The organism is Methylobacterium frigidaeris (assembly GCF_022179185.1).
GTDB lineage: Bacteria > Pseudomonadota > Alphaproteobacteria > Rhizobiales > Beijerinckiaceae > Methylobacterium > Methylobacterium frigidaeris.
The window spans coordinates 130,354-145,556 of sequence record NZ_BPQJ01000004.1 but is presented as its reverse complement, the minus strand read 5'-3'; the positions used below and the strand labels follow the sequence as shown (position 1 = coordinate 145,556).

The following is a 15,203-nucleotide window of genomic DNA, read 5'->3' as shown; positions in this document are numbered from 1 at the left end:
AACCTCTTCACGGGAGTCCCCCCATGACCGGCCAGACCGACGTCCTCTGGTTCCTGCCCACCCACGGCGACGGCCGCTACCTCGGCGCTCAGGAAGGGGCCCGGGCCGTCACCCTGCCCTACCTGCGCCAGATCGCCCAGGCCGCGGACGAGCTCGGCTATTTCGGCGTGCTGCTCCCGACCGGACGCTCCTGCGAGGATTCCTGGGTCGTCGCCTCGGCGCTCGCGCCGTTGACGAAGCGCCTGCGCTTCCTGGTGGCGGTGCGGCCGGGCCTGCAATTGCCGTCCACCGCCGCCCGCATGGCCGCGACCCTCGACCGGATCTCGGACGGGCGGCTCCTCATCAACGTGGTCACGGGCGGCGATCCGGTGGAACTGCGCGGCGACGGCGTCTTCCTGGCGCACGATGAGCGCTACGCGGTGACCGACGAGTTCCTGCGGGTCTGGCGCGGCCTCCTCGCCGGCGAGACCGTGACCTACGAGGGCGAGCACCTGCGGCTGGAGGACGGACGGCTGATCTTCCCGCCGGTCCAACGGCCCTACCCGCCGCTCTATTTCGGCGGCTCGTCGCCGGCCGGCATCGAGGTCGCGGCCGAGCATTGCGACGTCTACCTGACCTGGGGCGAGCCCCCGGCCGACGTGAAGGAGAAGATCGCCCGGGCCCGCGAGGCGGCCGAGAAGCGGGCTAAGACCTTCTCGTATGGCATCCGCCTGCACGTCATCGTGCGCGAGACCGAGTCCGCGGCCTGGGAGGCGGCCGAGTCGCTGATCTCGCGCCTCGACGACGCCACCATCGCCAAGGCGCAGGCGACCCTGGCGCGCCAGGATTCCGTCGGCCAGAGCCGGATGATGCAGCTCCACGGCGGCCGGCGCGACAAGCTCGTGGTCTCGCCGAACCTTTGGGCCGGCGTCGGCCTGGTGCGCGGCGGCGCCGGCACCGCCCTCGTCGGCTCCCCCGACCAGGTCGCCGACCGGATGAAGGAGTACATCGACCTCGGCATCGACCGCTTCATCCTCTCCGGCTACCCGCACCTGGAGGAGGCCTACCGCTTCGCCGAGCTGGTCTTCCCGAAGCTCCCCCTGCGCAGCACCACAGGCACGGCAGCGACGGGCGCGCGCAACGACGGCCCGTTCGGCGAGGTGATCGCCAACGACATCGTGCCGGCGCGGGGGGTGGCGGCGCATTGAGGGGTTCATTCGGGCCGCATCCGACCAGAGATCATGGCCGCGTCGAGGACGATCAATCCTCGAATCGTGGCGGCTGACCGACCACCACCGGCGGGTGCGGCTCAAGCTCGACCCCGCCGAGCGGCGCGAAGCGACGGCGGATCGCTTCGGCCAGATCGGCCACCTCACGCAGGGGTGGCGCGACCGTCTCGGCGAGGATCGCGCGCCTCCGCTTCCACGGAGCGGGCGTTGCGCACGGCGCGCACGCGCATCGCCTGTTTAACCTTGGTGTCGAGGTTGCGGATCGTGAGCGTGACCATGGTCGATGCGTCCGGGACTACAGGGAAGTCGATGCGAAACGCCTGATCCAGGCCGTGATATCGTCCTCCGTCATCTCCCCCGCGGCGATGGCCGTCCAGACTCGGACGACGTCGCTGTCGTTGGCAGTCAAGTCATATCCGTTGAGCGCGAGAAAAAGTTCGGTCACTACCGCCGAGACTCGCTTGTTGCCGTCCACGAAGCCCTGATTGCGGGCCAAGCCGAACGCGTAGCAGGCCGCGAGTTCGCAGATGTCGTCGCAGCCGCCGAGGTCGTGACGGTTCCGAGGCCGGTCCAGGGCCGAGTCGAGCATCATCCTGTCACGGATCCCGCCGGCGCCGCCATGCTCGGCCAGCTGCTCGTCGTGGATGGCGAGAACGACCTCGGTCTCGACCCAGAGCGGTATCATTTGGCGAGTTCGCGCAGCGCGTTGCGGCGCCGCTTCATGATCTCCCGCGCCTTGTCCATCTGCTCCTCGAAGGTCGGGTCGTAGGGGGTCAGCCGGTAGCCGTCCGGCGTCTCGGTAAGAAACACGGTGTCGCCCTTCTCGACCTTGAGGCGCGCGACCGCTTCCTTGGGGAGAACGAAGCCGAGCGAGTTCCCGATTCCCGTGAGCTTGAGCGCCAGCATGGCGGCCTCCGCTGTTACAACACTCGTTATAACGATGGGGCGTTGCGTGACTTCACGCAAGCATCTCCCCTGACCGGCGAACCGGCGCAAGCAACCGAGATAGGGCAGAGCCGCATCTTACCGGAAATCCCGGCTCCCCACCCGCAACGGCCGCGCCACTCCTCGCGGATCCGCACCACCGCGCCGCGCCTCGTCCCCCCGCCCTCCATCGACCGCCAGGGGCTCGGCCGGCCCCTCCCCTGCCACCCGCGCCAGGAGGTCCGAGCGGTCGATCAGGTGCTCGGCGACGAGGTGGATCACCTCGCCCTCGCGCTGCACCCGGCCGCGGGCGGCCATCAGGCCGGCCTGGAGGATCAGGCTGCGCTGGCGGGCGAACAGGGAAGGCCAGATCACCAGGTTGGCGACCTCGGTCTCGTCCTCCAGGGTGATGAACATCACGCCCTTGGCCGAGCCCGGCTTCTGGCGCACCAGCACCAGCCCCGCCACCGTCACCCGGGCGCCGTCGCGCAGGCGGCGCAGGGCAGCGCAGGCCGAGACGCCGTCGCGGGACAGCTCCGCCCGCAGGAAGGCGAGCGGGTGGCGCCCGAGACTGAGGCCCGAGGCGCGGTAATCCGCCACCACGGCGGCCCCCTCCCCGAGGGGCGCCAGGCGCACCGGCGGCTCGGCGAGTTCGGGGGACGGCGTCGCCTCGCGCCGGTCGGCCGCCGCGAAGAGCGGCAGCGGCGCGGGCGCCAGGCCGCGGATCGCCCACAGGACGTCGCGCCGCCCCAGGCCGAGGCAGGCGAACGCATCCGCGGCGGCGAGACTCCGCAGGCCTTTCAGCGAGAGCCCAGCCCGGCGCCACAGATCCTCGACCGAGCGGAACAGGTCGGCCTCCCGCACCGTGGCGATTCGGGCGCCATCGGCATTGGGCAGGCCGCGCACCAGCCGCAGGCCCAACCGCACCGCGAGGCGCCCGTGGCCTGCCGGCTCCAGGGTGCAGTCCCAGCGCGAGGCGTTGACGCTGATCGGCCGGACCTCGACCCCATGGTTACGGGCGTCGCGCACGATCTGGGCCGGAGCGTAGAAGCCCATCGGCTGGGCGTTGAGGAGCGCGCAGCAGAACACCTCGGGGTGCCGGCATTTCAGCCAGGACGAGGCGTAGGCGATGAGGGCGAAGGAGGCGGCGTGGCTCTCCGGGAAGCCGTAGGAGCCGAAGCCCTCGAGCTGGCGGTAGGTGCGGGCGGCGAAGTCCGGGTCGTAGCCGTTGGCGATCATGCCGCGGACCAGCTTGTCCTCGTAGAGGTTGATCGTGCCGTCGCCCTTGAAGGTGCCCATGGCGCGGCGCAGGCCATCGGCCTCGGCGGCGGTGAAGCCGGCGGCGACGATCGCGACCTGCATCGCCTGCTCCTGGAACAAGGGCACGCCGAGGGTCCGCTTCAGAACCGCCTTCAGTTCCTCGGTCGGGTAGGTGACCGGATCGAGGCCGCGGCGCCGGCGCAGATAGGGGTGGACCATGTCGCCCTGGATCGGGCCCGGCCGCACGATCGCGACCTCGATGGTGAGGTCGTAGAGGTCTTCGGGCTTCATCCGCGGCAGCATCGCCATCTGCGCCCGGCTCTCGATCTGAAAGACCCCGATCGTGTCCGCCTTCTGGATCATCGCGTAGGTGTCTTCGTCGCCCGGCGGGATATCGGCGATCTCCCGCGGCGGGTTCGTCTCGGGCCTGTGCTCGGCGAGCAGCGCGAAGGCCCGGCGCAGGCAGCCGAGCATGCCGAGGCCGAGCACGTCGACCTTCATGAAGCGCAGGGCCTCGATGTCGTCCTTGTCCCACTCGATGATCTGGCGGTTCTCCATCCGGGCCGGGACCACCGGGCAGAGCCGATCGAGCCGGTCGAGGGTGAGGACGAAGCCGCCCGGATGCTGGCCGAAATGGCGCGGCGTCCCGATCAGCGCCCGGGCGATCTCGAGGGTGAGGCGCAACGATCGCTCGGAGAGGTCGAGGCCGAGCGCCTTGGCCTCGCGCTCGCCCACCCCCTCGCGCGACCAGCCCCAGACCAGGCGGGCGAGGGCGCCGGTGACGTCCTCCGGCACGCCCAGAACCTTGCCGACCTCCCGTACCGCGCCGCGGGCGCCGTAGCGGATCACCGTGGCGGTGAGCGCCGCCCGCTCGCGGCCATAGGTGGCGTAGATCCACTGGATCACCTCCTCCCGGCGCTCGTGCTCGAAATCGACGTCGATGTCGGGCGGCTCGTCGCGGTTCTCGTTGATGAAGCGGGCGAAGAGCAGCCCCTGCTCCACCGGATCGATGGCGGTGATGCCGAGGCACCAGCAGATCGCCGAGTTCGCCGCCGAGCCGCGGCCCTGGCACAAAATTCCTTGAGAACGGGCGTAGCGGACGATCGCCTCGACGGTGAGGAAGTACGGCGCGTAAGCCTTCTTGGCGACGAGGTCGAGTTCGTCCCCGAGCTGCCGGCGGACCGCCTCCGGCACCCCGGCCGGGTAGCGCTTCGCCGCGCCCTCCCAGGTCATCGCCGCGAGGCGCACTTGCGCCGGGCGGCCGTCCTCCCCGGCCTCGTCCGGGTAGGTGTAGGTCAGCTCATCCAGCGAGAAGCGGCAGGATTCGGCGAGTGCCGCGGCGCGGGCGAGCGCCTCCGGGTGGCGGGCGAACAAGCGCGCGGTCTCGGCCAGATCGTGCAGGTGGCGCCCGGCATGGCGCTCGCGGGAGAAGCCCGCCGCCGCGATGGTGGTCTTCAGGCGGATGCAGGTGACCACGTCCTGCATCATCCGCCGCTCGGGCACGTGGTAGAGCACATCGCCGAGGGCGATGGTCGGCACCCGGGCGGCGCGGGCGAGGCCCGCGATCTCGGCGAGCCGCAGGTGATCGTTGACGCCGAAGCGCCGCGACAGGCCGCAGGAGAGATCTTTGCCGAAGATCGCCTTTAAGATGCGCAGGCGTTCGACGAGGAGGTCGTCCGGCCGGTCGGCGGGCAGCACCGCCACGAGACCCCGGCTCCACTCGGCCACGTCCGCGGTTGTCAGGTGGCAACCGCCGCGGGGCACCCGATCCCGCGAGCGGCCGATCGTGAGGAGCCGGCAGAGCCGGCCATAGGCCGCCCGGTCCGTGGGGTAGACGAGCAGGCTCCAGCCCTCGGCGAGGTCGAGCCGGCAGCCGACGATCAGGCGGAGGCCGGTGGTGCGCGCGGCAGCGTGGGCCCGCACCATCCCGGCGAGCGAGTTGCGGTCGGTGACGGCGAGCGCCCGGATGCCGAGGAGGGCGGCGGCGGCAAACAGCTCCTCGGGCGAGGAGGCGCCACGCAGGAACGAGTAATGGGTGGTGACCTGGAGCTCGACGCTCATCTTCGGAGCTCGACGCTCATCACGCCTCCCCCAGACCGTGCAGCCACCAGCGCGCACCCTCGGACGTGAGGGAGTCGCGGAACAGCCAGTAGCGGGCGCCGGTCTCGTCCTCGACCCGGTAATAGTCGCGGCAGGCCGAAACCTCGTCGTCGGCGAGCCACCATTCGCCGAAGATGCGCTCCGGCCCGTCGGCCCGCGCCACCCGGCGGCGGGTGCCGCGCCAGGTGAAGACGGAGGGCGGGGCATCGGGGAGGGCCGCCAGCACCGCCACCGGCTCCGGGACGGGAAGCAGGCGGCCGGGCCGCGGCAGGTCGGCGGGCCAGGTCACGCCGGTGGCGGGGCTCAACGGCGCGACCCGGCGCACGGCCCTCTCGGGCCACTCGCTCTCGACCGGGGCGTTGCGGAACACCCGGCCCGGCCCGAGCCGGAGCACCAGCCGGTCGATCAGCTCGGCCATCGCGTCCGGATCCGGCTCCTCGCCGGGGGCGGCGAGCTGGCGCGCTTCCAGGCGCTCGACCCGGGGGGCGGAGAGTCGCGCCTCGTCGAGGCCGTGGCCGGGATCGATGTGGCTCAGGCGCTCGGAGAGGAGGCGGGCGAGGTGGCGCGGGTCGCGGCTCGGCCGGGCGGTCCCGATGCTGACCGACTGGTCGAGCCCGTCGACGCGGCGGAACACCAGGTCGAGCCGTCGTGCGCCGAGCCCGTGCCGGGTGAGGTTTGCGGCCAGCATCGCGGCGAGCCGCCCGGTCACCCGGGCGAGCGTCTCGGGGGCCCCGATCGGCTCCGGAAAGGCGAGGCGCACGGCGTGCTCCACCGGCGGCGCCAGGTAGGCCAGCGGTTCGGGAGCGTGGCCGAAAGCCTGGTCGAGGCGGCGGGCGGGCTCCTCGCCGAAGCGCAGGCGCAACGGGCCGCTTGGCTGGTCGAGGAGATGACCGATCCGTGTGAGGCCGAGCTGGCCCAGGCCCGAGACGGTGTCGCGGTCGAGGCGCAGGGCCCAGAGCGGCAGGGCGAGGAGCGCGTCCCGCTGGCGGCCGGGCGGCAGCACGATTTCGGGCCCGAGGCAGCGGGTCGCCGCCCAGGCGGCGCCGGGCGTATCGGCCACGGCCGCCCGGACCCGGATCCCCGCCCGGCCGAGGCGGCGGCGCAAGTGGCCGAGCAGGGCCGCCTCGCCGCCGTGCAGGTGGGCGGCGCCGGCGCTGTCGATCCAGATCCCGTCCGGCGGGTCGGGGGCGACGAGGGGGGCATAGGCCAGGCACCAGGCCGCGAGGCGGGCGAGCGCCGCGGCGTCACCCTCCGGATCGGCCGCGATCACGGTGAGACCCGGCACCATGGCCTGGGCCTGCGCGACGGCGAGGCCGGGGCGCAAGCCGAGACCCCGAGCGGCGCGGTCGACGGCGCTGAGCACCCGGCGCGGCCCCTCCTGCGCCGCCGCGACCAAAGGCTCATCCGGCGACGGCCCGCCGCTCCGGCGCCGCCAGCGGTCGGTCGGCCAGGTCGGCAGGAACACGCAGATGACCCTTCGCATCGGGAGCCTCGAGGAGCCAGGTGCGGGGCTCGGCGCCCCGGGCGCGAACGAGCGCCACGGTCCAGCGGGCCCGCGACAGGCCCGGCACGGGAAGGACGGGAGACGGCGCCGCCGTGACGCTCCAGCGGGTCGCGGCGGCGTTCGGTTCGGGGATCGCAGCGCCCCAGCGGCGTATCACCAGGGCGAGACCCCGGCTGCCCTCGGCGGCGAGCTGGAGCCGGCGCGACGGGGTGAGCCCGAGCCGGGCGACCTCGCCCACCACCCCCGCGAGGCCGCGATGGCGCAACCCCTCCTCCATGGTGGGCAGGATTTCGGCCTCGCGCCGCGTCTCGGCGTAGAGCACCCGGTCGGGATGGAGGCCGACCGCGGCGAGGCCGGGGGCGAACAGGTCGCGGCTCGCCAGGCACCACAGCACCGGGCCGGAGAGCCGGGCGAGGATCGCGGCGGCGAACAGGGCCGCGAGCGCCCCCTCCCCGTCCACCGGCCCCGCCGCCAGCACCTCGTGCACGGCACCGAGGCGCAGGCCCCCACCCGGCAGATGCTCGTCCAGGGCCGCGACGCCGAACGGCAGGACCGGCCGTCCCGCCCCCTCGGGCGCCAGCCCACCGATCCGCTCGCGCAACGCCGCGAGCTGCCGCTCCCGCTCGGCCTGTCGCATCTCGTGCCCATCACCGACCGAAGCCCATACATGTTCTTGTTTTGTTCGATTTCGAGGGAGTGTCAATCGGGGCTGTGGATGGAAGGGACGTCAGAGCCTGCGGAAACCGGGCTCCTGTTGACGGCAACGGGGACAGCTGCGTCGAGGCCGCCCGGAAAGCCCGGTGCTGCAAGGGGATCGGTCGGGAGTGCGAGCTGGCCTGCGAGCGGGCACAGCCCTTGGACAACGCTGTCAAAGCCGCCAGGAGCGCCGCTGAGCTGGATTCGGGGCCGGCGGGTGCCGTACAACTGTCTCGGGGCGCAACCGGCCTCCACGGGCCTCCTGGCGGAGAATCCGGCGATCCCGACGCGTCGGGATCGCCGCGGGTGTCAGGAGGCACGAATGCGGCTTCGTCCAGGGGTGGCGCGCGGCCCCGCGCGGCACGCTGAGTCGCCTACGCCGGGCCGTCCGCGATTCACACAGCTTTCCAAGCTGTTAATCGGGGGCCTGCGCAGAGTAACCTACGGGGCCGCGCCGAGTCGCCTTCGCCGGACCGGTGATTCCGCGCAGACCTGCCTACGCGGACACGCCGAGTTGCCTACGCGGACGCGCAGACCTGCCTACGCGAACCAGGCCTAACTCCTTGCAGAACATCAGAAAATCGCGGCCCCATATAATACCCATATAGCTCTACGGATTCAGATTCGGAATCTAGATTCTGAATCTCTCATAAAAAGGCTTTTGGGGATCAGGAGTTAGGGAGTTCTCGGGGCCTGATCGTCGCGATCCGGCCCATCGGGGGGCCGGCCTGAGCCGGAGCTCGGCACGATCAGGGTCCGGCCTGGGGGAGCTGGGCCCCCCTCCCCGCTCGTCCCGAGTCCTCGCGGCCGGTCCCTCGAGTCGGAGACTCGCGGGCCACGAGTCTTCGTCTGACAAAGCCCAGCACAGCTGGACGCGTTTCCCGGGGAAAGAGTCGAGGCGAGGCTTGAGGGGCTGGAACCGACTCGCCTCTACGCTGGCTGATGATTCGCTGTCCCGATCCGGGACTCTCGCTCGACTCTCGTCACCCGTTTGACATACGAAAATACTTGCCGGCGACTCGTGGCCCTGACTGGCCGGAGGGTTACTGCCAGGCTGCACGGTCGCGGAGGAGCGTAGGCAGTTCGGCGTGGAGTCGTTCACGACCTGTAGGCAGGTCTGCGTGCGTGCAGACAGAGAAAAGACGTGAAATCTCAATGGGGAAGCGGCAGATTCGGGATGTCGCGCGAGCGGTGAGGCGCGTAGGCGATTCAGCGTCGTCGGGCGCGGCCCCGGCGGTGGCGGGGCGTAGGCAACTCGGCGTAGGGAGGCGCCGGCAGCTATGCGCTGCGATGCGCCCGGGCAGGATCTTCGGATCGGGATTCACCCTATGATCCGGGATCACATCGGCTTTTGGACCTCAACCGACCGGATCGCGCGGTAGAACGAAGGGTGTTTTCCGAATAAATACCCACGTATCAAAGGATATTGATTGCGTTCAACGGGCGTCCAGATCTCCCGACCGTACAAATACCCTCTGCGTCATCGCTGGGCCGCCGAGTCGGAAGCCGGGTTCCGTAACCGCCGACGATGCAGGATGACGCGGAACGCCGACCGCCACATCCGGCAGCGTCGGCGGCTATGGATCCCGGGTTCTCGGCAAGCCCCGCCCCGGGATGACGCGGAGCATGGCGCGGCCGCAGGCGAAACAGGCCGACGAGCACGGAGGGAGACGTTCTTGGTGCCCGTTCAACCCGCTCCCATCGAGCCAGACCGATCACCCCATCATGGGAGACACTCGTGATCGGGACCGGTCGAACAGGCTTCGGGACCTGCGCGCTGCCGGCGCCAGAGATGCCATCAGCGACAAGATAATAATCCTACCGACAGTCACGCCAAGACCCGCACGCCTGAAACGCCGCGCACACGGGTCACACCCCAGGCCGCGGCCCCCCCTCCCCTCGTAGGGAAGTCAGCGGAATCAAGCCCTTGCCCGGGCTCGCTTATTCGCGAGCGCCGCCTTGGGGGGCACCAGCAGGTCCTTCGGATCGGACGGAAGCAGTTGCATTCCCCCATCGTCGAGGGTGAGGCGCAGGCGGGGAAATACCTCGGTGAGGTGGGCGACGTCCTTGCGGAATTCCTGCCGGAACGAGCGGATCGAGCCGTTCTCGCTGCCGAACTGCTTGTAGAGATTGTCCCAGGTCAGGCGCAGCGGCCGTTCCAGGCGCGAGAGCCGGTAGCCGACCCAGAACAAGAGGTCGAGCTTGCGCGCCGAGCCGGCGAAGGCGCGGGCAGCGCGGATATCGACCGGCAGGGCGTGCTGGATCAGGTTGTCGTAGAACTCGCGGTGGAAGGTGATGGTCGAGGACCAGAGCAGGCCCTGGTCCGGATGGTTGTGCAGCGGCAGCCACACGTCCATCTGCCGGAACGGCGGCACGTTGAGGGTCGAGGCGCGGGTGCCGTCCCACAGGCCGATCTGCATCGAGCAGGCGGCGAGCCGGTTGAGTTGCTCCTTGAACTGCTTGAGCGTGCCGCGCTCGCCGCCGGTGACCGGGAAGCCCATGTCGCGGATGAAGCCCGACATGCTCTGCGCCACCTCGACCTTGGGGCTGCGCTGGCGCACCGCCTCGGTGCAGAGGTGCAGCAGCAGAAGGCGTGCCTTCGGGCCGTAGGGCAGCCCCTGCATCTCCATCTCGCCGGTGGTCGGGTTGATGAGCCGGCCGGCATTGATGGCGAGCGTGTTGCGGCCGTATTCGCGCGAGACGTTGGTGACGCCCTTCGGTTCGCGATACGGCAGGCCGCAGAGCGCCAGCACCGAGTGGATGTGCTGGATATTCTCCGGCGCTGCCGGCTCGTTCTCGATTACCTCACGCACCATGTCGCGGCGGCGGGCGTTGCGGGGCAGCCGGGCGCGCTCGGCCGCTGCCTCGGCCTTCAGCACCACCAGCTTGTCGCGCGCTTCGGCCTCGGCATCGCGCTTGGCCTGGCTGGCACGGACGAAGGCGAGCGTCGCCTTGTAGGCGACGCTGCCGCGTGCCTTCTCGACGATCTCGATCAGGTCGGCGTCGCGCACGCCCTCGACCGGCTCGGGCGACGGTTGCGGCGGGTTCGTCGTCTCCACCAAAAGGGCTCCGCACGAGGACGCGAACCTTCTGGGCACGCGTCGTGACTTTTGTCTGGCGGAGTCCTAACGCGTGAAACCCGAATCGGCAGAGTCGAGTCCGGCCGAATTTCGAAGCAGAGCGACAGATTCCTGTGAATCTGTGTGCTTAACCGGCGAGTCTTCGTCCCGCCGGCTTGAGAGGGGGCCGAACCTTAATCGGTCTCGTCGCGGGTCCTCGACTCGGTGAAGGTGGCGTAGAGCTGTGGAAGACTCTGGATAAGATAGGCGGCGAAGTCCGGCTCGAGCGCGTCGTCGACGGTGAGCTGGGTGCCCTGGCGGCCGCGCTCGATCCGCACCACCGGCCGGCCGCCGAGATTGGTCCAGACCGCCGGCGTCGGAGCCGGACGCGACGCCGGCACGGCGAGGCCCGCGAGCAACCGGGCGAAACGGTCGTCGGAGGAGAGCCCTGAGAAGTCCGGCGCCGCCAGGATACGGGTCACCACCTCCCCTGCCCCGTCCCGCGCCAGCGCCTCGACGAGCGCGGTCCAGCGCGGCCGCCCGGCTTTCGGCGCCGGACCGACCGCTGCCACGAGGGCTGCGGGCACCGCCCGGCCGATGCCGAGCAGGCGCGAGAGCTGGGTCTTCTCGACCGCGAGCGCCGCCATGATGGTAGCACGATCGAAGCCGCGATCCTCCAGCGCGATCGCGAACAGCGCCCGCTCGATGTAGCTGAGATCGGCCCGGGCCGAGTTCTCCTGCCCCTGCGCGACGACGAGATCCTCGTCCGACAGCGCCTTGACCACCGCCCGCACCGGCCGGCCGAGCTCGGCCGCCGCCCGCAGGCGGCGATGGCCGTAGGCGACCTGGTAGCGGCCTTCGGCGCTCGGATGCGGCCGTACCAGAATCGGCACCTGCTGGCCGCGCTCGCGGATCAGTTCGACGAAGGCGGCGTGCTCGGCTGGATCGCCGGTGAGCCGGTCCTGCACGAAGGAGCCGTCGATCAGCGCCGGATCGAGTTCGACCACCCGGTCGCCGGAGGCGACCATGGCGCGGGCTTCCGCCGCCGCGCTGGCGATGCGCCCGAGGCTGCGTCCCATGGCACCGACGGCGCCGGAGCGCACCAGGGGGCGCGGCGCCTCGGGGGGAGCCTCCACCGCCTCGGCCGGGTTGCCAGCTGGCAACTCCGGCGCCGTCTCGCGGTCGAGGGAGCGGGCGCCGAGGGCGGCGCGGAGGGCGTCCTTGCGCTTCATGCCGGCACGCGTCCCCAGGCGCGGTGCATCAGACCCTCGATCTCGCCGTTGACCCCGTCGAGGGCCTCGATCGCCCGGTCGTAGGTGGCGCGGGTGAAGCTCTCGCGGCCGATCTCGTAGAGGGTCTGCTTCGACAGTCCGGCATCCGAGATCGCGGTCGATTTGAGCATCAGGTGAGTCAGCACCCGCTCGCGGAACAGCGAGCGCATGAAGCCGACCATCTGCGTCTGTGGCGCGTCGGAGGGCTCGTAGCGGGTCACGACGTAGCGCAGGAAGTCGTAGTCGAGGTCGGCGCCGGCCTCCTGCACCACCCCGAGCAGGTCGGAGGCCATCAGCAGGAACTGGCACATCGACATCACGTCGAGCATCTGCGGGTGCACCGTCACCAGCATCGCGGTGGCGGCGCAGAGCGCGCCGAGCGTCAGGAAGCCGAGCTGCGGCGGGCAATCGAGGATCATCACGTCGTAATCGTCGGCGACGCTGCCCAGCGCCGTGGCGATGCGGCCGAAGAACGGCTCGGCGTTCCGGTCGGCCAGCACCCGCGGGGTGTCGTGCTCGAACTCCATCAGCTCGAGGTTGCCCGGCACGAGGTCGAGGCCCGGGAAATAGGTCTTGCGCACCACCTCGCTCAAGGGGCGCTGCTCGTCGTCGTGGCGGATCGCGGCGTAGAGCGTCTGGTTGGGGCCGACGTCGAATTCCGGCTGATAGCCGTGCAGCGCCGTCAGCGAGGCCTGCGGGTCGAGGTCGACGGCGAGCACCCGGTAGCCACGGAGTGCGAGGTACTGGGCGAGGTGGGCCGCCGTGGTGGTCTTGCCCGACCCGCCCTTGAAGTTCACCACCGCCAGCACCTGGCAATGCTCGGTCCCGGAGCGGTGCGGCACGTAGCCCTTCGCCTTCGGGCCGTCGTCGAGGAGCTGGCGCAGCTCGTTGATCTGCCCGAGCGTGTAGGAGCGCCGTCCGCCGGGACCGATCTCCGGCTGTGGGCCCTTGCTGGCAAGGGAGAGCTGGCGCAGGTAGCCATCCGCCACCCCGATCAGCTTCGCCGCCTCGCCAGAGGAGAACGAGCGCAGCAGCTTGTGCGAGGCCGGCGGGAAGAGCGTGCGCCGCAGCGCGTTCAGCTCACTCGACAGGGCGCCGCCATCATCGGCGATGATCCTGGTGATCGAGGGACGGTCGGAGATCGCGGCTCTCGCCTGCTCCTGCGGCTGATCAGGCATTTACGGTTCCTGGACGCATCACGGAAAAAATCCGTAAGACGATGCCAGCGTGGCCGTGGGAGCGCAAACGGTTTTTGGTTAAGGTTGATTAACCAACACTCACCTTGACCGCCGCCCACCGGTGAGAGGTTGCCAGGTGGCAACCGGCCCGCCGCGAACGGCCTGGTACCGACCGAGCCACCGACAAGCCTCCGTCTGTGCAACCGCACCCGTCTCGCGCCGCACAGACGCGACCAGGGACGCTGCCGCCGCCAACGCCCCCTGGCCTTGTCTCGTCGACCGGCGCGACCCCACCCGGCAGATGCCGAGCCGCCTGTTGCCAGGTGGCAACCGGGGGGCGGGCAGGAGTCTCGGTGAGCGAATCTCACGCAAGGGTGCGATCTTCTCGATGGTCAGGCGTCCCACGATCGCCTAACCGATCCCCATCCACGCTGAGGAAGACGGTCGATGGCGATCCTGGATACGGTGGCGGAGCTGGAGCGGGTCTACGGCGAGTTCGGCGCGGTCGGCGAGGCCTCGACCGTGAAGGTCGCCGACCACATCACGCCGGATTACCAGCGTTTCATCGAGGCGGCGCCGTTCACCGCGTTGGCGACGAGCGGCCCGGAGGGTCTCGATTGCTCGCCCCGCGGTGATCGGCCCGGCTTCGTGCGCATCGCCGATCCGCGCACGCTGCTCCTGCCGGACCGCCGCGGCAACAACCGGATCGACAGCCTGCGCAACGTCATCCGTGACCCGCGGGTCGGGCTGATGTTCCTGATCCCCGGAATCGGCAACGCGCTCCGGGTCAACGGACGGGCGGTGATCGAGGACGACACGGAGCTGTGCGCGTCGTTCGCCGTCGAGGGCAAGGCGCCGCGCACCGTGATGGTGATCCGGGTCGGGGAGGTCTATTTCCAGTGCGCCCGGGCGCTGATCCGCTCCGGGCTGTGGCGGGCCGACAGCCAGGTCGACCCGAAGACCCTGCCGACCCCCGGCCAGATCCTGGCCGGCTTGAGCGAGGGCCGCGTCGGCGGCGAGACCTACGACGTGGCCTGGGCCGAGCGGGCGAGGCAGACGATGTGGTGATCGATCAGGCGGCGAGGCAGGCCGCGCCCGCGGCGATCGCCAGGCAGGAGGCGATGCGCTGCACCGTCAGCCTCTCCCTCAGGAAGATCCGGCCGATCAGGGCGGCGTAGACCACGCTGGTCTCGCGCAGGGCCGAGACCACGCCCATCGCCCCGAATTGCATCGCCCAGATGACGATGCCGTAGGCGAGGATCGAGACCACGCCGCCGGCGAGTGCCATGGTGGTCTCTCGCCGCGTATAGGTCGGTGGCCTGCCGCGCAGGCCGAAGAAGATCGGCGGCATCGTCAGGCTCCACAGGAGGAACATCGCGTTGGCGTAGGCCACGCTGTCGCCCGACAGACGGACCCCGATCCCGTCGACGACCGTGTAGGCGCCGATCAGCGCGCCCGTGGTGAGGGCGGCGGGCAGCACTTCGGCCCGGACCGTCCGACCCTGCAGGGCCAGCGAGACGATCCCGCCGGAGACGAGCGCGATGCCGAGGGCGGAGACGAGGGTGACGGCCTCGTGCGCGAAGAGCATCGCTCCCAGGGCGACCAGGACCGGCGAGGAGCCGCGGGAGATCGGATAGGTCTGGCCGAGATCGCCGATGCGGTAGGTCCGCACCAGGGACAGGTTGTAGCCGGTATGGATCAGGCCTGAGGCGATCACGTAGGGCCAGCTCGCCGCGTTCGGCCAGGGCAGGACCAAAGCCGCGGTGCCCGTGACGACGCTGACCGCGACCATCATCAGGGTCATCGACCACAGCCGGTCGCTGCCGCCGCGCAGTACCGCATTCCAGCCCGCATGCAGGATCGCGGCGCCGGTCACGGAGGCGAGGACAAGGGGCGTCATGCGGCGGCCTCGGCGCCGCGCCGACGGATCGGGAGGTTGATGACATCGGGCACAGGTTTCACGCGACGACGGTGGAGCATGCGTGAGGGTGGCTCTTGTCGAT

12 protein-coding genes are annotated in these 15,203 nt (G+C 70.6%); 2 read left to right on the top strand and 10 right to left on the bottom strand.

Translation table 11 applies throughout. The annotated features are described in order from the left end of the window. Nucleotides 1–23 precede the first annotated feature (23 nt). Nucleotides 24–1,187: an FMNH2-dependent alkanesulfonate monooxygenase gene (gene ssuD, locus MFF64_RS05795; RefSeq protein WP_099903909.1), complete on the top strand. Its 1,164-nt coding sequence runs from the start codon at nt 24–26 to the stop codon at nt 1,185–1,187. A 164-nt stretch (nt 1,188–1,351) separates the two neighbouring features. Here the strand turns inward: ssuD and MFF64_RS37795 are convergent, their stop codons facing one another. From MFF64_RS37795 to repA, 9 genes are all read right to left on the bottom strand, one after another. Continuing rightward, nucleotides 1,352–1,486, bottom strand: a complete 135-nt coding sequence (locus MFF64_RS37795; RefSeq protein WP_273557139.1) for a FitA-like ribbon-helix-helix domain-containing protein — start codon at nt 1,484–1,486, stop codon at nt 1,352–1,354. Between the two features lie 17 nt (nt 1,487–1,503). Further along, complete coding sequence (locus MFF64_RS05790; RefSeq protein WP_099903911.1) at nt 1,504–1,893, bottom strand: type II toxin-antitoxin system death-on-curing family toxin; 390 nt, start codon at nt 1,891–1,893, stop codon at nt 1,504–1,506. After that, on the bottom strand, nt 1,890–2,114 hold the full coding sequence (locus MFF64_RS05785; RefSeq protein WP_207768135.1) for an AbrB/MazE/SpoVT family DNA-binding domain-containing protein: 225 nt from the start codon (nt 2,112–2,114) through the stop codon (nt 1,890–1,892). The genes MFF64_RS05790 and MFF64_RS05785 overlap by 4 nt, the downstream gene beginning before the upstream one ends. A gap of 117 nt (nt 2,115–2,231) precedes the next feature. Then, nucleotides 2,232–5,453, bottom strand: coding sequence for an error-prone DNA polymerase (locus MFF64_RS05780; protein ID WP_238190021.1), 3,222 nt, complete (start codon nt 5,451–5,453; stop codon nt 2,232–2,234). A gap of 19 nt (nt 5,454–5,472) precedes the next feature. Further along, nucleotides 5,473–6,975, bottom strand: coding sequence for a Y-family DNA polymerase (locus MFF64_RS05775; RefSeq protein WP_238190020.1), 1,503 nt, complete (start codon nt 6,973–6,975; stop codon nt 5,473–5,475). Continuing rightward, nucleotides 6,893–7,633, bottom strand: coding sequence for an ImuA family protein (locus tag MFF64_RS05770; protein WP_238190018.1), 741 nt, complete (start codon nt 7,631–7,633; stop codon nt 6,893–6,895). Before MFF64_RS05770 ends, MFF64_RS05775 begins: the two co-directional genes overlap by 83 nt. 1,978 nt (nt 7,634–9,611) lie before the next feature. Continuing rightward, nucleotides 9,612–10,751, bottom strand: a complete 1,140-nt coding sequence (locus MFF64_RS05765; protein ID WP_099903791.1) for a replication protein RepA — start codon at nt 10,749–10,751, stop codon at nt 9,612–9,614. Nucleotides 10,752–10,945: 194 nt separating this feature from the next. Next, complete coding sequence (gene repB, locus MFF64_RS05760; RefSeq protein WP_238190016.1) at nt 10,946–11,983, bottom strand: plasmid partitioning protein RepB; 1,038 nt, start codon at nt 11,981–11,983, stop codon at nt 10,946–10,948. Beyond that, nucleotides 11,980–13,200, bottom strand: a complete 1,221-nt coding sequence (gene repA / locus MFF64_RS05755; RefSeq protein ID WP_099906932.1) for a plasmid partitioning protein RepA — start codon at nt 13,198–13,200, stop codon at nt 11,980–11,982. Before repA ends, repB begins: the two co-directional genes overlap by 4 nt. Nucleotides 13,201–13,647: 447 nt before the next feature. Here repA and MFF64_RS05750 point away from each other — a divergent pair, with 447 nt between their 5' ends. Beyond that, a complete protein-coding gene (locus tag MFF64_RS05750; protein WP_099906935.1) occupies nt 13,648–14,268 on the top strand; it encodes a pyridoxamine 5'-phosphate oxidase family protein in 621 nt (206 codons plus the stop codon). Nucleotides 14,269–14,272: 4 nt separating this feature from the next. Here the strand turns inward: MFF64_RS05750 and MFF64_RS05745 are convergent, their stop codons facing one another. Further along, the gene (locus MFF64_RS05745) at nt 14,273–15,100 is read right to left on the bottom strand and encodes an EamA family transporter (RefSeq protein ID WP_099906938.1); all 828 of its coding nucleotides are present in this window, start codon (nt 15,098–15,100) and stop codon (nt 14,273–14,275) included. Nucleotides 15,101–15,203 lie beyond the last annotated feature (103 nt).